The sequence below is a fragment of the Jeotgalicoccus marinus DSM 19772 genome, from assembly GCF_000425825.1.
GTDB lineage: Bacteria > Bacillota > Bacilli > Staphylococcales > Salinicoccaceae > Jeotgalicoccus > Jeotgalicoccus marinus.
This window is the reverse complement of sequence record NZ_AUEE01000012.1, coordinates 1-22,192: the sequence shown is the minus strand read 5'-3', so window position 1 is coordinate 22,192 and position 22,192 is coordinate 1. Positions and strand designations below refer to the sequence as shown.

Sequence of the window (22,192 nt, the reverse complement as noted above, 5' to 3'; positions counted from 1 at the left end):
TGTTTTTCATGAGCATTGTGAAAAACGTTCGGACTTTCTTGATTTTTAGTATGAAGATTGGTAGAATAATAAACGGTAAATAATCAATCATTTGGAGGCAATCATATGTCTGGAACAGTAGTTGTTGGAACACAATGGGGAGACGAAGGTAAAGGAAAGATTACAGATTTCCTATCTGAAGATGCACACGTTATTGCACGTTTCTCAGGCGGAAATAATGCAGGTCATACGATTCAATTTGGCGGAGAAACATATAAACTTCACTTGGTACCATCAGGAATTTTCTACGAAGACAAGCTTGCAGTCGTCGGTAACGGGGTTGTTATCGATCCAATCTCTTTAATCAAAGAGCTTGATGGATTAATCGAACGTGGTGTGAGTGTAGATAACTTACGAATTTCGAACCGTGCACAAGTCATCTTACCGTATCACCTACTCCAGGATGAGTTGGAAGAAGAAGCTCGTGGAGATAATAAAATTGGTACAACTAAACGAGGAATTGGCCCTTCTTATGTCGATAAAGTTCAGCGTATCGGTATTCGCATGGCAGATTTAATAGATGCTGAAGTTTTCGAGCGTCGTTTATCGGAAAACCTTAAGATCAAAAATCATACATTAAAAGCTTTATATGATCACGATGGCTTCACATACGAAGAAATTTACGAACCATATAAAGCAGCTGCAGAACGTTTAGCACCGTATGTATGTGATACTTCTAAGCTACTAGATGATGCTTTCCAAGGTAATGAAAATGTACTATTCGAAGGTGCACAAGGTATCATGTTAGATGTAGATCATGGTACTTATCCATTCGTTACATCAAGTAACCCAGTTGCAGGTAATGTGACAGTTGGTTGTGGTGTTGGTACAGCAAACGTGAAAAATGTTGTCGGTGTGTGTAAAGCCTATACATCACGTGTTGGAGATGGTCCATTCCCAACAGAACTATTTGATAAAGACGGCGATCACATCCGTGAAATCGGACGCGAGTACGGCACAACAACAGGCCGTCCACGTCGTATTGGTTGGTTCGATTCAGTTGTTTTACGTCACTCACGCCGTGTGAGTGGTATTACGGACCTATCACTTAACTCGATCGACGTATTAAGTGGATTAGAAACGGTTAAAATCTGTACAGCCTATGAAATCGATGGTGTTGAAATTACAGAATACCCAGCAACATTAGAAGACTTAAAACGTGCAAAACCAATCTACAAAGAAATGCCAGGTTGGTCAGAAGACATTACGGGCGTGAAGTCATTAGACGAACTACCTGAGAATGCTTATAACTACTTGCGTGAAATTGAGAAGCTAAGTGGTGTATCTATCTCTATCTTCTCAGTAGGTCCAGACCGTAACCAAACAAACTTACTAAAAGACTTCTGGGCATAAGTTATATATCATGAAGCACCTCGATTTTTAATCGAGGTGTTTTTTTGATTAGTTGTTATGAAGGCGTGATCTGGTGTTAGCTCGGCTTCGAAATCAAAACTACAAGACACAATTAAGAAATTAATCAATTCCACTAGTTAAAACTACAAAAAACTATTGTATTCAAATTTCTCTTCATGGTATAATATATTTTGTGTTATTTATCTATTAAGAATATGGCCCGTTGGTCAAGCGGTTAAGACACCGCCCTTTCACGGCGGTAACACGGGTTCGAGTCCCGTACGGGTCACTTTTAATTTTTATTAAAACTGCATAAGTAAGTTGGTCCCGTGGTGTAGCGGTTAACATGCCTGCCTGTCACGCAGGAGATCGCGGGTTCGATTCCCGTCGGGACCGTCTGTAAGAGTCTGTAGCAATTAAGCTATCAGACTTTTTTATTTGCTTGAAAAGTGATACATTTAAAGATGGATAAGTTTACGTATACTATTATGTACGCGAAACGGAGGGGCATTAAAATGGTCAAGAAAATTGTTGTTGTGGATGATGAAAAACCGATTGCAGATATATTGGAATTTAACTTAGAAAAAGAAGGTTACGAGGTCTACTCAGCCTATGACGGTAACGATGCTTTGGAATTAATTATGGAGACAGTCCCAGATTTAGTACTTTTAGATATTATGCTCCCAGGCATGGATGGTATGGAAATCTGCCGCGAGGTACGTAAAAAGCATGACATGCCGATTATTATGCTCACTGCCAAAGATTCTGAAATCGATAAGGTACTTGGTTTAGAACTCGGTGCAGATGATTATGTAACAAAACCCTTTTCTACTCGAGAGCTCATTGCAAGAGTGAAAGTTAATTTGAGAAGAAACAGTGTATCAACTGCTAAGGAAGAAGTGCCAGAAGACAAGAATATTTATATTCGAGATATTACAGTAATTCCCGATTCTTATGCGATTAAAAAGTTCGGTGAAGATATTGATCTAACACACCGTGAATTTGAGTTATTCTTGTATTTAGCTAAACATAAAGCACAAGTGATGACACGTGAACACTTACTTGAAACTGTATGGGGTTATGATTACTTCGGTGACGTTCGTACAGTCGATGTTACCGTACGTCGCTTACGCGAAAAAATAGAAGATGACCCGAGTCACCCAGAGTACATTATGACACGTCGTGGTGTTGGTTACTTTATAAAAGGTGATGACTAGATGAGGCAGTTTTTGAAAAACCTAAAATCCTTACAATTTAAACTTGTAATGATCTATATGCTCTTGATCATTATTGGTATGCAAATTATAGGATTGTATTTTACTAACAGCTTAGAGCGGGATTTGGTTGGGAACTTTAAAAACAGCATAGAATCTCAAGTATCGATTATCGATACTAGAATCAAGGAAATCTCGGAAGAGACTGGAGATGATCGGGCTGAAATGTTTAGCCAGATTCAAACGCTCTTAGCTGATTATGGGAACAGACCCGATATCGAAGAGATTCGTTATATCAATGCGGATAATCTGCTTGTAGGTACAAGCCGTATCTCTAATGAATCAATGGTTGGCTCAAGAATAAGTGATGACCTCTCTCAAGATGCCCTGAATTCAGGTATCGCTAACGATGAGATTTTCGTCAATGTAGACAAGGACGACCAACGCGTCTGGATTTTAAATCAACCGCTTATCATCGACGATCAAGTTGTCGGTGTTATTTATGTTGAATCAAATATGGAAAGTGTGTATCAGCAGTTAGAAGCAATCAATAATACCTTTATTATTGCGACATTCTTCTCTCTTGTCATTACAAGTATACTCGGTATTTTTGTTGCGAGAACCATCACTAAGCCAATTATAGATATGAGAAACCAAGCCCTCTTAATGTCCGAAGGGGATTATACATCACGTGTACAAATTTATAGTGATGATGAAATCGGACAATTAGCAGGTAGTTTTAACATCCTTTCTAAGCGTGTTCAAGAAGCCCAGGCGAATACAGAAAGTGAAAAGAAACGTCTCGATTCAGTAATTACACACATGTCTGATGGCATCATTGCGACCGACAGAAAAGGTCGTATTAGAATCGTTAACGATATGGCCATTGGTATGTTGAATCTAAATAAATCACCGCATGAGCTCCAAGGCGATGATATGCTCGATATTCTTAAACTGGGTGAAGACTTAAACTTAGAGAACATCATTCAGGAAGCAAACGAGAGTCATCTGATCTTCATTGATACAACGGATGGCGTTACAACGATTCGAGTGAACTTCTCTACAATCGTTACAGATACTGGATTTATCAATGGTTATATTGCTGTATTGCATGACGTTACAGAACAAGAAAGAATCGATGCAGAACGTCGTGAATTTGTTGCGAACGTATCGCACGAATTACGTACCCCGCTGACATCTATGAGCAGTTACTTAGAAGCGTTACAAGAAGGTGCATGGCAGGATGAAAATATCGCACCGAAATTCTTGAGTGTAACGAGAGAAGAGACTGACCGAATGAGTCGCTTGGTTGAAGATCTCTTACAGCTTTCAAGAATGGATAATGATGCAGAAGAAATATCAACAGAAGTCGTCGACTTCAAGTTATTCATTAACCGTATTATCGACCGCTTTGAGATGACACATAAGGATGAAGTTGTTTTCAATCGTCACATCCCTGACGCACCGTTATTTACAGATATCGCTGTCGATAAGATGGGTCAGGTATTAGATAACGTCCTTTCCAATGCAATTAAGTATCAGCATGGAAGTCCGAAACGTGTCGACATTCATTTAAAACAGAATACCCTATATAATCGCATGACTGTACGTATTAAAGACTACGGTCTAGGTATCCCATCAAATAAAGTAGAACGTATCTTTGATAGGTTCTACCGTGTCGATAAAGCACGTGCGCGTAAAATGGGTGGTACGGGTCTTGGACTCGCAATCACTAAGGAAATTGTTGAAGCACACAACGGTAAAATTTGGGCGAACAGTGTAGAAAATGAAGGGACAACAATCTTTATCAACTTACCTTGTGAAGTGATAGAGGAGGATGAGTGGGATGTATAAAGGCATATTCAAATCAGTCCTCCTCATTGTACTTGTCTTAACTAGTGTCGTTTTGACCTACAGGGTATGGAGTTACGAACCAGAGTTTTCAGAAATAGATACAACACTTGAAGGCACTACAAATATTGGTCAAGGTGAACGTGTTACATTTGAACAAGTCATGAGTACTTATCAGATGGTCAAGGTTAGTGGTGATGAAGTTAAAGGAACCACAGAACCTGAGACTTTAATTGGGGTTAGAGAACATTTAGATGGCTCCAATGTGACGAGTATGAACATCTATAACTCTATTAATAACCTGAGCGTTCGTGGTGAAGAGACACAGAAAGAAGAGTTTTTAATCATTGATTATTTTTCAGATGTACCCTCTAAGTCGCTATTTCAGATGCTGGGTTTAAATCATGATGAGACGATAGCTGAATTCTCCTTTGATCGTATTGTTGTAGATATGAAAGAAGAAAATGTTGTTTTCAATTTACTAGACGAAAGTCGCTCTAGAGTTGCCGTTGTTGAAACGGATATTAGTGCAGACTTCTTACAAGGTCTCGTAGATGACCATGAAGAAAACTTTGAGGATTATACTGCAATCATTACCAATCAAAATACGTCAAACAACATGACAGCGATATATGGACCTTCTTCCACTGGTAGCTTAAATGTAGAGAGATTTATGATTTCACAGATCAATGTGGACGTTATGAACAGGGTTATGTTTATGGATCAACCTGTAGAAAGTCCATCTTCAGGAGAGACTTCGATTTATGAAAGTGAGAATAGCATTGCAACGTTTAATCCAGAAACCTTTGAGTATAACTATACAAACTTAAACGAAGCGACAACTGCGAGTGATAACGAGCATAAAACAATTCAAGATATATATTATTTCTTAAACTCTCATAACGGCTTAGCTCAAAATAATCTCTTATTTGAATATAATCCAGAAGAAAATTCAGCAACCTATCGATTTACCCTACATGGACGAGTGATTTTTAGTAATTCACTCTCATCATCTACTACGGTTAAATACGGAAATAATTCAGTGTACGAATATTCCATACCATTGATTCGTACGGCTGCTAAAGTTTCAGATGGTGGAGAAGTTGAACTATACGATATAGAGAACGTCCGTTATCAAATTGCATTAGATGACAACTTAGATTTACAAAAGGTTTCCAAAATTGTCCTAGGTTATGATATGACTTATGCAAACGATGATACTGATTTTGAATTTATTGATTATACACCACAGTGGTATGTTAAATACGATGGTACATGGATGAAATTTAATGAAGGAGGCTTATCCTAATGGATTGGAAATTAACAAAATCTATTTTCCTAGCCGCCTTTATCGTCATCAACCTCGTTTTAATCTATATGATATATAATGAATCAAATGAAGAAGTCAGCCGTCTATCAGAGCAGTCAGATGTTTTATCGAAAACGAATATAGATACATCCGTACTCGAAGATTATGAGAGTAGAGAGATGCAAATGATTGTCGGGGAACCTGAGGATATTAAGACTGAAGCCGCTAATTCAGCAGATGATTCGACAAATAATCAAACCACTGTACCAGTAGATGAAGATGTGGCATTTACACGCGATGGACTTGAAAAATTTAAAAACAATTCGGTTTACAAAGGCGAAGCGTATCATTATGATGAAGTAATGAGTGAATCTGACGCAGTCGTCTTCAACCAAATGTATGAGGATTATCCAATTTTCTCTAACGAACTTGCTCGGTTATACTTTAGTGAAGAACCAATGACAATGTCACAAGGTTATATAGAGAATATAGAGCCAAGTGACTTCTCTGTTAGGCAAACTGTTAGAAATCCCAATGTCATTATTGAAGAATTGTATATGAACGAAGATATTACTGGTAATGCAGTAATAGAAAGTGCAAAACTGGGTTACTACATCATACTAGAAGAAAATAATCAGGTGATGATGAGACCAAAATGGCAGTTCGAAATCACAGATGGTGATATTGAACGCATATTATATGTAGATGCACTAAATCAGACAGAAGATATTATTGAGAGAGAGTGAAGCACATGAAGATGAGCGTATTAGCAAGTGGCTCAACTGGAAACAGTACATTCATAGAATCAACTGAAGGCAGTGTACTCGTTGACGTTGGACTATCGTGTAAAAAAACGGATGAAACGCTCCATCAAATTGGCAAATCACTCCAAGATGTTGATGCTATATTTATTACACATGAGCATGTAGATCATATTAAAGGTTTAAAAGTGATTGCTAAAAAGTACGATATTCCAATCTATGCCAATGAGAAAACATGGCAGGCCATAGAACGTAAGGATATTATTGTTAATCCCGAAAAGAAATTCTTGTTTAATCCAATGGAAGAAAAAGATATCTTAGGAATGAATATTCAATCGTTTAACGTGTCACATGATGCGATTGATCCACAGTTCTATACCTTCTCTAAAGAGAACAAGAAAATCTCATTGATTACAGATACAGGCTACGTATCAGACACAATGAAAGGTATTATCAAAGAAAGTGATATCTTTGTCTTTGAGTCCAACCATGACGTTGATATGCTTCGTATGGGGCGTTATCCATGGAATACTAAACAAAGAATCCTGTCAGACGTTGGTCACGTTTCAAACGAAGACGCTGCCCATGCTATGAAAGACGTTATTACTGACAGTACAAAACGCATTTATTTAGGACATTTGAGCTTGGATAATAACATTAAAGAACTCGCACGTATGAGTGTTGAACAGATTTTAAATCAGTATGACATCGATACTCATAACGGTGTAATGATATGCGATACAGATAAAGCTGTACCGACAGAACTGTATCAAGTATAGAAGATAGCCAGATTATAGGAGACTGTAATCTGGCTATTATTTTAGCGAATAAACAAGTTATCCACAGAGATAATAAAAACTGTGGGTAAATGCGTTTATAATGTGGAAAAAGATGTGGAATTCAAAAAAATGAATAAGAAAATAGGGTTTCGCCCCAAAAAAATGGCGAAAACAAAGGGTTTTTGGTAGAAAAGTTATGCACAGGTTGTGGATAAGTGCTTGATAACTCATAAAGTTACAGTGTATATGCGTTATTTTCCACAGTTTTGTATAATAGAAAATAATGATGAAAGATAGGTGAAAACGTGAAGATTACGTTGATTACGGTTGGGAAATTAAAAGAAAAATATTGGGTTGAAGCGGTAAAAGAATACAAAAAACGTATAAGTAAATATGCAAAAATAGATGTGATTGAAGTCGCAGATGAAAAAGAACCGAATAATGCGAGTGAGAAAGATATAGAGCTGATTAAAGATAAAGAAGCAGAGAGAATTTTATCGAAAATAAAAGACAATCAACATGTCGTGACGATGGAGATTAGAGGGAAACAATTTACGAGTGAAGGATTCGCAGAAGAATATCAAAAATGGATGAATGTAGGAAAAAGTGACGTTGTATTTGTGATCGGTGGCAGTAATGGGATTGGTGAATCAGTGAAGAAAAGAAGTAACCAAGAAATCAGCTTCGGTTCCCTCACCTACCCTCACCAGATGATGAAGGTGATGTTGATGGAACAGATATTTAGAGTGAATAAGATATTGAGGAATGAAGCTTATCACCGTTGATGCGTGTTTATTAAAATAGTTACGTACATACAATTTAATCTAAATAATACTTTAGCAAAATAAACATTAAACTTGTTTACTAGATGCTGAATATATGTCTCTTATGTTCCATAGTTTCTTTTTCAACAATTTTAGTTCTTATACACAAATTTTTCATAAAAGAAAAAATAGAGAGTAAGATTAACTTACTCTCTAAATTTGTTTACTACTCTCTCTGATTACTAATTCTGTAGATATATACGTTTTTTTCGATACTTCTCTTCCTGATATTTGCTCTAATAGTAAATCAACCGATGTCTCCCCCATTACTTCTGTATAAACTTTAACAGTGGACAATGTTGGATATACATACTTTGTTACACTAATATCATTAAAACCAATAACACTTACTCGATCAGGTACATCAATTTTTTTCTCAAGTAATGATCTCAAAGCACCGATTGCTAATAGATCATTTCCTGCAAAAAAGGCAGTTGGTAAATTATCTCCCAGTTTTTCAATTGCTTCTTTCATCAGTTTATACCCATGCTCAACAGAATAGTCACCTATGAACATTCTATCTTCATGCATCAATTTTTTTTCAGCTAGATATTCTTTAAAAGCAATTTCTCTCCTATCTTTTAAACTCGCTGAATTATCTGTATATGATTCTCTTCCACCAATGTATCCAATATTGACATGTCCATTTTCAATAAAATGATTTAATACTTTTTTTGTAGCAGTTTTAAAGTCTATTACAACTGAATCATAAATTTCATCATTTGGACTTGAATCTACAAAAACAATATTAGAAGAAATGCTCGATAAAGTTTTGATTTGGTTATCACTGAATTTTCCAACCGCAATAATCCCCTGTAGTTCTTCAGATTTTAAGTTTTCTATTTTATTATAAAATTTTACTAGATGTACATTAAGTAGCTTACTTCTATTTTCTATTCCGTGCCTGATTGATCTATAATAAAGATCATTAAGCTCTTCCTTTTCTGTGTACCACATCAGGACACCTAACTTGATAGTATTATGATTGCGTAGATTTTTCTTCTTATATGATAATTCTTCTGCAGCATCAAGTATTGTTTGTCTAGTCTCCTCACCCACAGATAAAGTAAAATCGTAATTAAGCACACGTGAAACCGTTGCAATTGAAAAACCTGTTTTCTCCGATATGTCTTTTATAGTAGCCAAATTAGATTCCCCACTAACATATGTTTTTAATAAATTACTATATATAAATAATTATAATTTTATATGGTAATCACTTATCTTCTGAGAAATACCTTTCTTTTCAAGATATTCATCCTCTTTCATTTTAAGTGGTTGTCTCCCGTAGATACTTAAAAAATCTTCTTTTAATTCTACTATAGCAAAAAGCGGTTTTCTATACCTTATTATATAAGGGAGAACAGGATGATCTTTTAAATCTTCCTCGTCTATTTCATTTTGTAAAAGTTTATCTCTACCTTGCCAAAAATAAGAAGCACTATTGATTTCTACATAGACTATATTATCTTCAACTTCCATTTTATCAATATGCTTATGCCCGGATAAACATATTACTCTGCTACTCATTTTATTTATTATTTTTTTGAACTTATGAGCATTCGCAATACCTCTCTTTTCATCTTTGAGAGGATTGTGAGATAGTATAATTATTCTTTTATCGGTAACTAAAGCAACATTCTCAAGCCATCGTAACTGTTCATCACTTAATACTGCTTGTTTTTTTTCATTAAAATTATTACCACATTCATAATCTATTTCTTTCGAACTATCAGAAATATAATAATTTGTATCCAAAATTACTAGTCTTACCTCTTTTAAATCTTTATAGTAGAAATTATTGGGAATGTCATAGGATGCAATCGCATCACTTTTTGTATTAAAATCCATATCGTGATTTCCTAAAACATTAATAAGAGGTATTGGTAGCATTGAGAAACTTTCTAAAATTTCATTCGTTCTATCTTTATACTTCAGCGTATCTTCTTCATAAAAAATATTATAATTAACAGGCTGATTTTCGACTTTACAAAGTGAATTAGAAGTCTGTCCGAAATATCCCATATCTCCTAGATTTATTATAAAATCAGGTTGAGATATCACCGATTCACCAATAATATTAGCAACTCTCTCCTTGTAATTATCTATAATCTCTGAGTGAAGGTCTGAAAAAACTATAAATTTAGTCATATTTCCCCCTTACCATAATCAGTCTCAATTTCGAAAATTTTCCCTGTATGTGGATCATAATGAAGTGATTCTTTTAAATATGTTTCATCAATAGATGACTGAGAAATAATCGTCATTTTCCCATCTGATGAGTTGTCATCAACAAAAATATATTTAATTTTATGTCCATTCATGGAAATTGACACTCCACTGCCACTTTTATATGGTGACACTTTGTATACTGTGACTTTATCATTTGTTAAACTATAGCCACCATCATCATCAACTTTTATAAAAAGTTGTTTTTTTCCATACATATCCACAAACCCAAACCATTCATCGACATTATAAGTAGCAGATAATTTCGGCATACAATCGATTGATACTCTATTAGAAACATTTTTTCCTTCTTTGTCTAAATATATATGTGGAGCTTGAGAACCAGCACGATATGGCCATCTCAAAATTAAATGCCAATGTGGAGGGAAGTCTTTATGCATGAAATTATTTGTCTCGAAACCTAAAATAAGGAAGTGCCCTAATTTATTTTCTTCTACTGTCTTAGCTGCACCGGATAGTCTTAATATTTCCCTTGAAGCAGACATATAATGGAGTGCTGCCTTTACTTCAGTTTCAGGGTATTCAGTATACTCACCGATTAATCTATCGGGTTGATTATGTTCTATCCTCATAATTTGGCCTCCTTCACGTAAAAGTGAATGTATTTCCAGTGTATGTGTCCTTTCTGATAATTCACTAATAGTTAGTGAAAATTTAACTTTCTTTCCAAACTCGATAAAGTCTAGATATTGATTATCTATGATTATCTTGTCTATCAAATTTTCTTCGCTCAAACTAACGACTATATCTAAAAGATTAGCGTCATCTAATGGTGGATGGCTAATGAAGAACACATACTCTGATTCAAGCTCGTAAAAGTAAGGTTTATTGTCAATAACTTCACAAGGAAAATCCGCTAATACTTTTATACTTGGCATACCTGTAATTTTCTTTTGGTTTTTAATTATTTTTATACAGGTCTTTATTTGTCGGTCAAAACTCAAAATACTCACCTTCTCACTAAGTTTTATTTTGCTTTGAAGTGTGCAACAAAGCCGCCACCTTCATTAAGAGAAATACTTATTTCACTGGAATTATTACGTTTTTCTTCATTAATTTCATATTTATTATTTTCATTTTTAATGTCTGAATACTCTAATGAGGAATATTCGATATCTTCATCGAGAAAATCTAATCTAAGATTTAACGATTCTTTATTGTCGGAAGAGTTTTGAACTGCAAGGAACCAGTCATCACCTTTTCTTTTAGCGAACACAGATAATTTTCCTATTCCACTTTCCGGTAGTACAATAGTCTCATCCCAAATTGCCGGTACATTTTTCACAAACTCAGCTCCGTCATTCTTCATTATAGTATTTGGACTATCCATGAAGGTAAGTAAATTAGATTGAATAATAACCGTGTTAGCTAACATATGTGTCCATGTTCCATCACCTAATCTGACTGGATCGGTAAAGTTTATAGGTGTAAAATCTGCACCACCTGAGATTAAACGTGTGTATGGTATGATATTAGTATTATTCGTACTTAAATTATATTGCATTCCACGAACTGCTTCTTGTGACAAAAGATTTGGATATGTTCTTGATAATCCTGTAGGTTTATTGGAATTATGGAAAATTGCTAAAAGTTCTAAATCCATACTTGTTTGGAGTAATTCATGATATATGTTAACTGCTTCTGCATGTTCTTGCTCTATATGACCAAATTTAACCCCTGAAATCCCAGTCTCTTTTACTTTTTTTAAGAATTTATCCCTTGTATCTTTTTCATATAAATTGTATTCCAAATCTGGAACATCCTTACCGATAAATATACCGATATCATAATGATTAGCCATATTTACAATCTGTTCTACTTTTAGTAAGGAATCATCTAGAGTCTCTCCCCAGTTAATCCAATCGTTACCTATAACCATGTATTTAATTCCAAGTTCACTAGCATTTTCAAGTACTTCTTTTCCGTCTTCTTCATTTAAATTTCCACTATCATCAACTGCATGAAACCATGTCGCTTTTCCTGGTTCAATCCAATCGTACTTACTTAATTTTCTATTTGGAGGATCAGATACATTTTCTGCAATGTTATTGTTAACCAAACCATTAAGATCATCTGAAATTACTGCTATTCGCCATGGTGATTCTTTTGAATTGGTATCAAACCCATTTCTTTCATTCCAAAAATGAGCCTTTAATGATTTCTCATCTGTTACTCTATAAGCAATTCCTGCATAATCTTTTAAGTTCGCTTCTGATAAAGATACATAACCTTGATTATCTGGTAATTCAAAAGTCGATAAAGCTGTCATAATCTCATTACCATTTAGATCCTTCACTTTTTTACTATTATAGATGTCTTGCATTGTATTATTGTTCATTTGATACCAAGCTAAAGTCTCAGGGTCAAATTTAAATGTTGAATTTTCTTCATTAATCGATTTATTCTGAGTATTAGGATATTCATATTTAAAGGCTATACCGTTATCCCATATTTTCCAGTGTAGAAAATATTCATAGTTATTTTTCTTAAGCTTCAACTTCAAATGATTATGATGATTATGTTCGACATTTGTGTTTCCATGGTTCAAATATTCCTCATTTACTTCTTCAATATCGTATTCAATTAAACTAGCACCATGACCGATATCTCCAATTCCCTCGATATCCACGCCTAGGTCGGAAGGTAGTATTACTTCTTTGTCATTCATTGAAATTGAATACTGTAATTGGTCATCTTTGTTTTTAAAAATATTAACTTGAATTTTTTCTTCTGGACTAGTTAAGCTCATATCTATTCGATTCTTATTAAACAACCAAATCGCTAAGATTAATGTAAACACAGTTATCAATATTAAAGTGACAAAAATGTATTTTTTATTTTTCATCTCCGAAATCAAAACTCTCCAATCTTTCACCATTTTCATAATCAAAAAAGTGTAAGTTATCAGCTTGCAATCCTAGAGAAATTTTTTCATCGATATTAATTTTTACATTTTCTGATACTTTAACAATTAATTCTACACCACAGTTACAGTATAAGATTTGATCTGAGCCATGAAATTCATTTAATCTTATATTAGAGTCTATAACTGTTTCATATTCATCTTCATTATTAGTTATAATATTTAATTTTTCTGGTCGGACACCGATTTTTACATGTTCAATTCTACTATTACTGAATATTTCTCGTTGTTTGTCATTCAGTACTATTTCAAATTCTGTATCCTCTATAAATAATTTACCGCTGATATACTCTGCATCAACAATATTCATTGGAGGCGAACCGATGAAATCTGCTACAAATGTGTTAGCGGGTTTGTGATACACTTCCCTAGGCGATCCAATCTGTTGAATCTCACCTTTGTTCATTATTACAATTCTGTCTGCCATAGTCATTGCCTCTACTTGGTCATGAGTAACATAAATTGTTGTGGTCTTTAGTCTTTTATGTAATTCTATGATTTCTGCTCGCATGACTACTCTTAACTTGGCATCAAGATTAGATAGTGGCTCATCCATAAGAAATATATCTGAATCCCTGACAATGGCTCTACCTAAGGCTACTCTTTGTCTTTGTCCACCGGAAAGTTCACCCGGTTTTTTATCTAAATAATTAGATAATCCTAATATAGACGCTGCTTCTGTGACTTTACTCTCTCTATCTTTCTTAGGTATTTTTCTTACCTTTAACCCATAACTAATGTTTTCTTCAACAGTCAGGTGAGGATAAAGTGCATAGTTTTGAAATACCATTGCAATGTTTCTGTCTTTAGGTTCAAGTTTATTGACTTTTTTATCGTTAAAAAGTAAATCTCCACTGCTTATTTCCTCTAATCCAGCAATCATTCTCAATGTTGTAGATTTACCACACCCAGAGGGGCCAACTAAAGCGATAAATTCTTCACTGTTTATATCTAAATTAAATTTCTGTACAGCATAAGCATCTCCATATGTTTTAAAAATATTTTCTAATTTAATATTTGTCATTCTTATTTCTCCTTAGTAAATACAAGTAATTATCCTTTAACGCCATTTTGTTCTACACCTTGCAATAGCCTATTGGCTAAGAAGAAGTACAGAATAATAGTTGGTGAAGCTGCTAGTACAACAGCCGCAAACATTCCACTGTAATTTCCAGTAGTTATCATTGAAGTAATAGTCGTTTCTAACCAGACCCCGACCGGTCGCATACCTGGAGTATTTGCAAAAATTAATGGTAAAAAATACGCATTCCATTTTCCTATTAAATTAAAAATTGTAATTGTAATTATTGCTGGCTTAGCCATGGGAAACATGATTTCCCAAAAAGTTCTTAGCGGACCTGCACCATCTATAGCTGCTGATTCTTCATAACTATATGATAAATTTTTATAATATGCGGTTAAGAAATATACATCAAATGGTATTGAGTTTGCTGTAAACAATAGAATGATAACCAGTCTAGAGTCATGAACACCTAGAGAACTAAAATGGAAAAATAATGGCATCGTAATCATTATTCCAGGTACTGAAAGTGCTATGACCATTAATTGTTGAGTCAACTTATTACCTTTAAATTCAAATCTTGCTAAAACGTAAGCTGCTGGTGCGCAGATAATAATAAGTAATAATGAACTAGGTACTGTATAAATTAAAGTGTTAAAGATTGTTAAAAGTCCATTACTGTTAAAGAATATTTGACGATAACTATCTAAATTAAGTCCATCTTGAAATAGGTTACCTGTGAAAATACCACGAGTTGAAGAAAAGGAAGCGAATAGTATCCAACCCAACATGTATGCCATAAATACTGTAAAAGCAATCAGTATAATATAAGCAGGAGTCAATTTGAGTTGGTTTTTATTAAACGACATTCTTGATAATCTTGCTTTTATATTTTTCATAAAATCCCTCAGCATTTAATATTCGTAATCTGACTTTTTAATAATATAATTCGATAGAATAAAGAAGAATATTCCAACTAGTGACATCATTACACCTGAAGCCGCACCCATACCAACATTAGTTTCAGGATTTATTTCTGTACCGAATATTTGATTGTAAGTAAAAAGCATCGGCGTAATTGTAGAAATATGACTAAATACACGTGCGAAAGCAAAGAACCCAATTGTTGATGTCGTAAATAATACTGCAGTAGTTCGAATAACATCCTTTATTAAAGGTAACGTAATTTTAAAGAACTGATAGATACTATTTTGACCTTCAATTCTTGCTACATTATAAAAGTCTTCAGGAATTCGAGTCATTGCGGATAAGTACATTAATGTGTACTGACCTATAGCCCCAAATACAGCAGCAATGATCATAGAAATTAACAACATATCAGGTGAGGTCCATTCAATATTAGAAAGACTCTCTAATCCTATTACCGAGAAGAATGAGTTTATTAAACCAAATTGACTATTAAATACATAAAGTAACCAAGCGTATCCAATAGCAATTACGGATATAACTTCTGGTAAATATATAATAGAAGTGAAGAATTTACGTCCAAAAATTTTAGTGCTTAAAATTGCTGCAAAAACAAGCGCAATACCTAGTGTAAAGAAACCAGTTATAGCCCAAATCTTTATTATATTTACCATTGATATTCTAAATGTTGGATTACTAAATAAATCTATGTAGTTTTGCATACCAACAAAGCTCCATTCATTTGTTGGAGAAGTTATTGTATTTACATTGAAAAAGCTCATTATTACAGTTCTCACTACTGGATAAAGTATAAACAAACCAAACAATATTAATGCTGGGGCTAAAAACATGAATATCGTTTTCTTCTTCATTACCATAATTTAACACCTTCAATTTTAATCAAGGGATTGCCTGATCTAGGCAACCCCTTGTGTGATTTTCAAAAAGTATATTAACTAATTTGAATCCTGGATTTCTGCAATAAATTCTTCAGCAGTTGATTCTCCTGAAATTAAGTTGATGAAAGCTGAGCGAATTATTTGTGAATTATCTGAGTTAGTTGCGATTGCTGTTTGAGAAACATAGTTACCTTCTGTATTTTCAAAAATCTCAGCCATATCTGTTAAAGCTTCTGGGTTTTCGTTATTTGTATCAATTGGTAATGCTTTAGCTTGATCTACCATTTGTTGGTCCCATTCACCTGTGTTGACAAAAACAGCAAAATTGAAGGCTGCTTCAGCTTCTTCATTTGTATTATCTTGATTTACACCTATACCATATGAACTATACGCAGTATGTGTATTATCATTAACTCCGCCTTCAACTGTAGGGAATTGGAATTGCCCCCACTCGAAGTCTTCGCTCACTGTATCTTGTACCTCCCCAGGCATCCATGTTCCATTAAGATACATAGCTATATTTTCATCAATAACAAATTCTTGTTGAGCTTGTGGGAATTGTACTGTTGAAACATTATCCGCATAGAAACCTTTATCTGCTAATTCTTCAATAGCTTTGGCTGCTTCTAAAACCGCTGGATCGCTCCACATTTCATAAGTTTCGTCCTCAACTAAATCGAATACCCAATCTTCTCCCTTGAGACTTGATAGGTAATACCCGAAAATCCCTGTAGAGTAATTAGGGTCTGTTGTTAAAGGCGTATATCCTGCTTCAATAATTTTTTCGCCGGCTGCAACAAACTCTTCCCATGTTTGTGGAACTTCATTAACACCAGCCTCATCAAAAATTGACTTGTTATACATGAATACAAAAGCTTGTGGATTCATAGGTACATAGAATAATTCGTCTTCTCCTAAATCTCTAGCGAGATCGATCATTGGCTGTGAAATGTAATCCTTTAGAGGTGTATCTTCTGTAGTTGGATATGACTCTTCAAAAAATTCATTTAAGTTCATGTTCGAGTTTGAAAAGCGATTGATAATATTAACTGCATTGGCATCATACATATGTATGTCTCTTCCACTTTGAATGGCTGTTGGTAATAATTCAGAGTTGTCTCTACCATTGAAAGTAAATTCTATTGAAACACCTGGGTTTTCTTCCATAAACGCATCTGCTGCATCAAGCAATACTCTAGCTTGTGGCTCACTTTCATTATAGCTAGACCAATATTGTAGGTCCGCTGATAAATCACTTTCTGAGCCTGCCCCGTCACCACTTGCCGTTTCTTCATCAGTTGATGAATCATTACTACAGGCTACGAGAACAAAAATCATTAACATCAATGAACTAAATAATAATAAATTACTGCTTTTTTTATTCATTTTATTCCTCCTGAAATTTTTATCACTCTTATGTGACAGTGTCATTATAAAATCCTTTTATTAAGCAATAGTTAACTTCAAGTAAAAATAAGTAAAAAAATTAGTAAAATATAATTTTTAAATAGTAATTTAGCTCAATTTAAACGGTTAATAGATAAATTTAAATAGAAAAATAACAATATAATGTAAAAAAACTATATATTTATGATTTTTATAGTAAAAACTTTACTAAAATATTTATTTGTATTATCTTATTATAGAATAATTATAAAAATAAAAAGGAGAGGAAAAATGTCAATTACACTTTTGGGTATACTAGCGGGCGTTTTAACTAGCTCTGCATTTATCCCACAAGCATTTAAAGTTATTAAAACCCAAAGAACACAGGATATCTCTATACCTATGTATAGTCTTTCAACGACTGGTGTGCTTGTATGGGTTATTTACGGAATATTAATAGGTGATTTAGCGATATTCTTGACAAATGTTGTTACTTTTATTCCCGCAGTTATCATTTTAATTGTATCTATAAGAAATTACCGTGTAGAAAAAAGTGAGAAGAAGATAGTTGTAGAAAATTTATAGTTATATAAACTGTTTGATATTCTTTTTGTATTGCATCTTATTGGTTAAAAAAGCTCATCCAAAAAAGTCGTCAAAAAATAACTAAACGATTATGCCTTAAATAAAGAAAACAGCTACAATAAAAAGAGATAATATCATACTTGGCTGGGAAGATCTTAATATACCATAACCTGAGTATGTGTAATAATAAGAGACGATCTGAGATTGCGATAAGCAACACGAAAAAATGTGATGCACTACCAAAAAGTGAACTTTTAGATTTAGTCTGATTTTAAGGTGTGTTTCCTGAAATGCTCAAAGGGGGACATGCCTATTAATTTTGTCTCGTTTCTAGACTTATTTAATAATTAATGTACTCACTGAATACATAAACTACTGCTAGTGATTGTATCTTCCATAATAAGTTGAGGAAGGGATGAAGTGAGAAATTAATAATATTTACAAAAAGGCCGCATAGAAAAACGATACGCCGAAGCTTATCACCGTTGATGCGTGTTAATTATAATTTATGGTTAATGAATATAGACCTAATATCTGATTGATATTAGGTCTTTTTTTATATTTACAATTTATTAGCCATTAATTCTGCTTGTTCGACTACATTATCCACTGTAATTTTTTAAAGTTTAGGTGAGTATTCATTACTTGAACAATCATAATAAATAAAAAGATTTGTATAAGTACTAAGTTTAGTCAGTTGGTATATCTTTGCCTGTATTACCTGAACTAATCGAAATACGATTCCAGGTATTCACTTGATTTATGAGCAAAACAAAATCAATATATTCTTTTTCTGACAAGTACTTTCTTACATCTAGGTACTCTGTATCAGAAATTCTATTTTCTGAAATTATAGTTACTTTTTTTGCAAAGTTTAAAAGTGTTTTTTCTTTCTCACTAAATAATTTATTATCCGTATTTAGTTTCAAAATACAGTCAATACGATTCTGATCAATTTTCTTCTTAGTAGCTTCTTTATAATGCATCTCAATACAATATGAGCAACCATTTAAAAGAGAAATATACAGTTTTACTAATGGTATAAATTTTCTATCTAACTTAATTTTATTTACATATCTTTCCTGTTGGATGACATTCTCCATACCGTCAGGGGCTACCTTAAAGTAATTAATTCTATTCTTTAAGTTCATTAAACTACCGACTTTTATAGTACCTTTGGATAAAATCTTCCCCATTCTCCCACTCCTAACTGCAACACTTGTTGAACTTTTGACTATAGAGTATATTTAAATTAATTGTATTTCAATACTTTGCCTTGAAGTTCAACATAATTTGATTTTTGTTGCTAGGAGATGAATAAAATAAAGTATTCTAACAATCCATCAGTTAAAAACTCTCAGCTATGGCTTTATGAAAGTTTAATTGAACTTATGAAAGATCAATCTTTTGAGAAAATAACAATTTCTGAAATAACAAAAAACGCAGATCTAGATAGAACAACATTCTACAGAAATTATAATTCAAAACTAGATATTCTCAATTACGGAATAAATTTAATAAAAACAAAGTATGTAAATAGATTGAAGTATGCAAATAAGTTAAATATGAAATATTTATCTAGGGAATTCTTTTCAATTTGTTTAGAAGAAATTGAGTTTCTGAAATTAATTAACCTACATAACTTAACCCCATTCTTATTACTTCAATTCAATCAGTTATTACCTGATATACATTTAGAAGTTAAAGAAAAGTTTAATTTTCGAATAGAAGATACTCATATGGTATATGCTTTATATTACAATACAGGAGGATTTTTAAATATTTTAATGAAGTGGATTGAAGATGGTTGTGATGCATCTATTGACGAACTAGTCGCAAGCTTCTTAGAAATTTGTAGATTTAATATATCAGATTGAGTGATATCATAAGTAAAACCATATCAGGGACTGGTACTCCTGAGAAATTGTTATTCATCAGTCTCAATTTGAATGATTTTAGTGAGTTCTTACTTGCTTAAACTTTTCAGTCATTTAATGTTTCCTGTGGCAGTATGGATGATTCAGGTTAAGATATGATATTATTAAAAAGATGCTTTAGCAGCATAATTCATCACACCCATGACAATTCAAAATTAAGGAAGAGAGTGGTTATTTGTTTGATGAAAATGAGAGAGTCATCTTATCAGTCATTGTTTTTGTGTACTTCATATTATTGATTTTGCTGGCTCTGTATATCAACCGAAAGACGAAAACATATGAGGATTATAATGTTGCCGGCAGAACTGTTTCATTCTTCCCTTTAATCCTGACATTTATCGGCACCGGCGTCGGGGGATCGACCTTGCTCGGCTACATGGAGAATGGTTACAGCCTCGGGATGGGCCAGCAGTGGATACATATTACTATGTTTATGTGCGTCATCATTTTTGCATTGTTTGTCCTCAATCGTGTCCGAAGTCTTGGAGAGACTTATAAGATGGTCACAATCGGTGACTATACCGCACTGCGTTATGGTGAGAAGACGCGCATACCGACAGTCATCAGTATACTATTTTCATATTGTGCGATGACCGGTATGCAGTTTGTCGCCATCGCGACGATATTGAACGTGACTCTCGACCTGGATGTTACGCTTGGAATTATCATCGGCTGGGTACTGCTCACGCTTAAAACTTATTTCGGCGGACTGAAGACCGTCATATGGCAGGATACTTTCCATGGAATTATTCTTGTGCTCGGTGTTGTCCTGCTGTTTGCATCAGTATTGATAGCTGCAGGAGGCTGGGGTTCGATTGCGGACCGGGCCGCATCTGCCGGTGAAGGCGATATGCTCAGCGTGATGAATATTACACCGGGTGAGATAATGATTTATCTTCTCACGCTTGCAGTCTTCCAATTTGTCAGGCAGGATCTCTGGCAGCGGGTCTGGGCAGCCGACAGTATAAAAATAGCAGGCAGCGGATATATTATTTCCATGATCGTCGCGGTAACGATCGGTGCGGTTGCTGTCGCCATCGGCGTACTCAGCCGCTACGGCCTCGAGCTTGGAAATATTGATCCAGTTCTCGTCTATTACGGAGTCGTAGGTGAAGTATTCCCTTTTCCGCTGGTCGTCTTTATGATTGTCCTGCTGCTCGCAGCCGTCATATCCAGTGCGGACTCTTTCCTTCTGGCAGGGTCGTCTTCGCTCGTCAATGATATCATCAGACCGAACTTTTCACACCACGGTGATAAAATGATGCTGTTATGGAGCAGGTTGTCGGTATTGATTATATCCGTCATTGCGCTTGTGCTGGCACTTACCATTCCTGGAATTGTCAATCTGATGGTGACCGGCACGGCGATGACAGTCTCAGGTTTGTTTGCACCGGTAATCTTAGGCATGTTCTGGAAAAAGGTGACGACGGCTGCTGGTCTTGCTTCCATGTGGAGCGGACTGATTATCGCCGTCCTCTGGCAGATTGCAGGACATCCTTTCGGTTTGCATCCCATCTTCATCGGGCTGCCGGTGTCTGTGATTATACTGCTTGCAGTGACATTCATCACAAATGGTAAAGAAACAGCCAAAGCATAAAAATTAAATGCAATCAAAATAGCAATATCATTAATTGATAGACAAAGGGTTCAGTGTTTGAGATCATCATCTCGAACACTGAACCCTGTTTTTAATCACCTGTGTCTGTTCCTTGCTGTAATTTTTAGATGGTTATTTACTCTCCTTACGTTTACTTCGCCAGTAACCGTAAGAAATCCAAATGGCTGCGAGCGTCGTCATCCAGGCTGTAACCAGGATGATGTCGTTAAAGATAGACTGATGGGCTGCTTTTTTAGCGAAAAACATTCTGGGTCGGTTCATAGTGACCAATCGTTTCACGTGTTCGTCCATATTCATGACGACCAGATGAAATTTTATGCTGTTTTGTGGTTATCTCACAAAGATAATCAATATAATGGTAAAATTTTCGAAGTGGCAGCAGGAAGAGTCGCTGAGAACTTCTTTGGTTCTAACTAAGGCTACTGGGATAAAGATCTTACAGTAGAAAAATTATTTGAAAATGAAGAAGCTATTCTAAATCAAGATGGATATAAGAGTTTAGAAAATACTGTTGAT

At 34.5% G+C, this 22,192-nt stretch carries 20 protein-coding genes and 2 tRNA genes; 12 read left to right on the top strand and 10 right to left on the bottom strand.

What is annotated here, in order from left to right:
- The first annotated feature begins 105 nt into the window (after positions 1 to 105).
- The 9 genes from H624_RS0107760 to rlmH all read left to right on the top strand — a co-directional run bounded on the left by H624_RS0107760 (position 106) and on the right by rlmH (position 8,091).
- A complete protein-coding gene (locus H624_RS0107760; RefSeq protein ID WP_026867075.1) occupies positions 106 to 1,392 on the top strand; it encodes an adenylosuccinate synthase in 1,287 nt (428 codons plus the stop codon).
- A gap of 217 nt (positions 1,393 to 1,609) precedes the next feature.
- A tRNA-Glu gene (locus tag H624_RS0107755) sits at positions 1,610 to 1,681 on the top strand.
- 34 nt (positions 1,682 to 1,715) lie between these two features.
- Positions 1,716 to 1,788 (top strand) — tRNA-Asp (locus H624_RS0107750).
- A gap of 119 nt (positions 1,789 to 1,907) precedes the next feature.
- A complete protein-coding gene (gene yycF, locus H624_RS0107745) occupies positions 1,908 to 2,609 on the top strand; it encodes a response regulator YycF (protein ID WP_026867074.1) in 702 nt (233 codons plus the stop codon).
- Entirely contained in the window at positions 2,610 to 4,460 is a 1,851-nt protein-coding gene (gene walK, locus H624_RS0107740; protein WP_026867073.1) for a cell wall metabolism sensor histidine kinase WalK, read from the top strand. It begins immediately after the preceding gene.
- Positions 4,453 to 5,766 carry a YycH family regulatory protein gene (locus H624_RS0107735; RefSeq protein ID WP_026867072.1) on the top strand — a complete coding sequence of 438 codons (1,314 nt, stop codon included), beginning with the start codon at positions 4,453 to 4,455 and terminating at the stop codon, positions 5,764 to 5,766. Before walK ends, H624_RS0107735 begins: the two co-directional genes overlap by 8 nt.
- Positions 5,766 to 6,512 (top strand): two-component system regulatory protein YycI, encoded by a 747-nt coding sequence (gene yycI, locus H624_RS0107730; protein ID WP_026867071.1) that lies wholly within the window; start codon positions 5,766 to 5,768, stop codon positions 6,510 to 6,512. The genes H624_RS0107735 and yycI overlap by 1 nt, the downstream gene beginning before the upstream one ends.
- 5 nt (positions 6,513 to 6,517) lie before the next feature.
- Positions 6,518 to 7,306 carry an MBL fold metallo-hydrolase gene (locus H624_RS0107725; protein ID WP_156889168.1) on the top strand — a complete coding sequence of 263 codons (789 nt, stop codon included), beginning with the start codon at positions 6,518 to 6,520 and terminating at the stop codon, positions 7,304 to 7,306.
- A 305-nt stretch (positions 7,307 to 7,611) separates the two neighbouring features.
- Positions 7,612 to 8,091 carry a 23S rRNA (pseudouridine(1915)-N(3))-methyltransferase RlmH gene (rlmH, locus tag H624_RS0107720; RefSeq protein WP_026867069.1) on the top strand — a complete coding sequence of 160 codons (480 nt, stop codon included), beginning with the start codon at positions 7,612 to 7,614 and terminating at the stop codon, positions 8,089 to 8,091.
- Between the two features lie 192 nt (positions 8,092 to 8,283).
- On the opposite strand, the gene H624_RS0107715 is transcribed toward rlmH, so the two are convergent.
- The 8 genes from H624_RS0107715 to H624_RS11885 form a co-directional block, all read right to left on the bottom strand.
- Positions 8,284 to 9,276 carry a LacI family DNA-binding transcriptional regulator gene (locus H624_RS0107715; RefSeq protein WP_026867068.1) on the bottom strand — a complete coding sequence of 331 codons (993 nt, stop codon included), beginning with the start codon at positions 9,274 to 9,276 and terminating at the stop codon, positions 8,284 to 8,286.
- A gap of 51 nt (positions 9,277 to 9,327) precedes the next feature.
- A complete protein-coding gene (locus H624_RS0107710; RefSeq protein WP_026867067.1) occupies positions 9,328 to 10,281 on the bottom strand; it encodes a metallophosphoesterase family protein in 954 nt (317 codons plus the stop codon).
- Entirely contained in the window at positions 10,278 to 11,324 is a 1,047-nt protein-coding gene (locus H624_RS0107705; RefSeq protein ID WP_051220539.1) for a hypothetical protein, read from the bottom strand. Before H624_RS0107705 ends, H624_RS0107710 begins: the two co-directional genes overlap by 4 nt.
- Before the next feature lie 23 nt (positions 11,325 to 11,347).
- Complete coding sequence (locus tag H624_RS0107700) at positions 11,348 to 13,225, bottom strand: glycoside hydrolase family 97 protein (RefSeq protein ID WP_026867065.1); 1,878 nt, start codon at positions 13,223 to 13,225, stop codon at positions 11,348 to 11,350.
- Positions 13,215 to 14,327: an ABC transporter ATP-binding protein gene (locus tag H624_RS0107695; RefSeq protein ID WP_026867064.1), complete on the bottom strand. Its 1,113-nt coding sequence runs from the start codon at positions 14,325 to 14,327 to the stop codon at positions 13,215 to 13,217. The genes H624_RS0107700 and H624_RS0107695 overlap by 11 nt, the downstream gene beginning before the upstream one ends.
- Positions 14,328 to 14,356: 29 nt before the next feature.
- Positions 14,357 to 15,193, bottom strand: coding sequence for a carbohydrate ABC transporter permease (locus tag H624_RS0107690; RefSeq protein WP_026867063.1), 837 nt, complete (start codon positions 15,191 to 15,193; stop codon positions 14,357 to 14,359).
- A gap of 45 nt (positions 15,194 to 15,238) precedes the next feature.
- The gene (locus H624_RS0107685; RefSeq protein WP_026867062.1) at positions 15,239 to 16,129 is read right to left on the bottom strand and encodes a carbohydrate ABC transporter permease; all 891 of its coding nucleotides are present in this window, start codon (positions 16,127 to 16,129) and stop codon (positions 15,239 to 15,241) included.
- Between the two features lie 78 nt (positions 16,130 to 16,207).
- Positions 16,208 to 17,536: an ABC transporter substrate-binding protein gene (locus H624_RS11885; protein WP_051220538.1), complete on the bottom strand. Its 1,329-nt coding sequence runs from the start codon at positions 17,534 to 17,536 to the stop codon at positions 16,208 to 16,210.
- A gap of 291 nt (positions 17,537 to 17,827) precedes the next feature.
- Here H624_RS11885 and H624_RS0107675 point away from each other — a divergent pair, with 291 nt between their 5' ends.
- A complete protein-coding gene (locus H624_RS0107675) occupies positions 17,828 to 18,121 on the top strand; it encodes a SemiSWEET family sugar transporter (protein ID WP_026867061.1) in 294 nt (97 codons plus the stop codon).
- A 689-nt stretch (positions 18,122 to 18,810) separates the two neighbouring features.
- On the opposite strand, the gene H624_RS0107670 is transcribed toward H624_RS0107675, so the two are convergent.
- On the bottom strand, positions 18,811 to 19,317 hold the full coding sequence (locus tag H624_RS0107670) for a carboxymuconolactone decarboxylase family protein (protein ID WP_051220537.1): 507 nt from the start codon (positions 19,315 to 19,317) through the stop codon (positions 18,811 to 18,813).
- 117 nt (positions 19,318 to 19,434) lie between these two features.
- Here H624_RS0107670 and H624_RS11880 point away from each other — a divergent pair, with 117 nt between their 5' ends.
- Both H624_RS11880 and H624_RS0107660 read left to right on the top strand, forming a co-directional pair.
- On the top strand, positions 19,435 to 19,998 hold the full coding sequence (locus H624_RS11880) for a TetR family transcriptional regulator (protein WP_051220536.1): 564 nt from the start codon (positions 19,435 to 19,437) through the stop codon (positions 19,996 to 19,998).
- 235 nt (positions 19,999 to 20,233) lie between these two features.
- Positions 20,234 to 21,655, top strand: a complete 1,422-nt coding sequence (locus H624_RS0107660; protein WP_026867059.1) for a sodium:solute symporter family protein — start codon at positions 20,234 to 20,236, stop codon at positions 21,653 to 21,655.
- A 132-nt stretch (positions 21,656 to 21,787) separates the two neighbouring features.
- Here H624_RS0107660 and H624_RS12605 read toward each other — a convergent pair whose 3' ends face one another.
- Positions 21,788 to 21,937, bottom strand: a complete 150-nt coding sequence (locus H624_RS12605; protein WP_169515939.1) for a hypothetical protein — start codon at positions 21,935 to 21,937, stop codon at positions 21,788 to 21,790.
- Positions 21,938 to 22,192: the final 255 nt, after the last annotated feature.

Bases quoted from the DNA above. Each gene is read 5' to 3' on its own strand.
- H624_RS0107675 (WP_026867061.1), top strand. From the start codon at position 17,828: ATGTCAATTACACTTTTGGGTATACTAGCGGGCGTTTTAACTAGCTCT.
- yycI (WP_026867071.1), top strand. From the start codon at position 5,766: ATGGATTGGAAATTAACAAAATCTATTTTCCTAGCCGCCTTTATCGTC.
- walK (WP_026867073.1), top strand. From the start codon at position 2,610: ATGAGGCAGTTTTTGAAAAACCTAAAATCCTTACAATTTAAACTTGTA.
- H624_RS0107700 (WP_026867065.1), bottom strand. From the start codon at position 13,225: ATGAAAAATAAAAAATACATTTTTGTCACTTTAATATTGATAACTGTG.
- yycF (WP_026867074.1), top strand. From the start codon at position 1,908: ATGGTCAAGAAAATTGTTGTTGTGGATGATGAAAAACCGATTGCAGAT.
- H624_RS0107760 (WP_026867075.1), top strand. From the start codon at position 106: ATGTCTGGAACAGTAGTTGTTGGAACACAATGGGGAGACGAAGGTAAA.
- H624_RS0107690 (WP_026867063.1), bottom strand. From the start codon at position 15,193: ATGTCGTTTAATAAAAACCAACTCAAATTGACTCCTGCTTATATTATA.
- H624_RS0107725 (WP_156889168.1), top strand. From the start codon at position 6,518: ATGAAGATGAGCGTATTAGCAAGTGGCTCAACTGGAAACAGTACATTC.
- H624_RS0107685 (WP_026867062.1), bottom strand. From the start codon at position 16,129: ATGGTAATGAAGAAGAAAACGATATTCATGTTTTTAGCCCCAGCATTA.
- H624_RS11885 (WP_051220538.1), bottom strand. From the start codon at position 17,536: ATGAATAAAAAAAGCAGTAATTTATTATTATTTAGTTCATTGATGTTA.
- H624_RS0107695 (WP_026867064.1), bottom strand. From the start codon at position 14,327: ATGACAAATATTAAATTAGAAAATATTTTTAAAACATATGGAGATGCT.
- H624_RS0107670 (WP_051220537.1), bottom strand. From the start codon at position 19,317: ATGGGGAAGATTTTATCCAAAGGTACTATAAAAGTCGGTAGTTTAATG.
- H624_RS0107735 (WP_026867072.1), top strand. From the start codon at position 4,453: ATGTATAAAGGCATATTCAAATCAGTCCTCCTCATTGTACTTGTCTTA.
- H624_RS11880 (WP_051220536.1), top strand. From the start codon at position 19,435: ATGAATAAAATAAAGTATTCTAACAATCCATCAGTTAAAAACTCTCAG.
- H624_RS0107710 (WP_026867067.1), bottom strand. From the start codon at position 10,281: ATGACTAAATTTATAGTTTTTTCAGACCTTCACTCAGAGATTATAGAT.
- H624_RS12605 (WP_169515939.1), bottom strand. From the start codon at position 21,937: ATGAACCGACCCAGAATGTTTTTCGCTAAAAAAGCAGCCCATCAGTCT.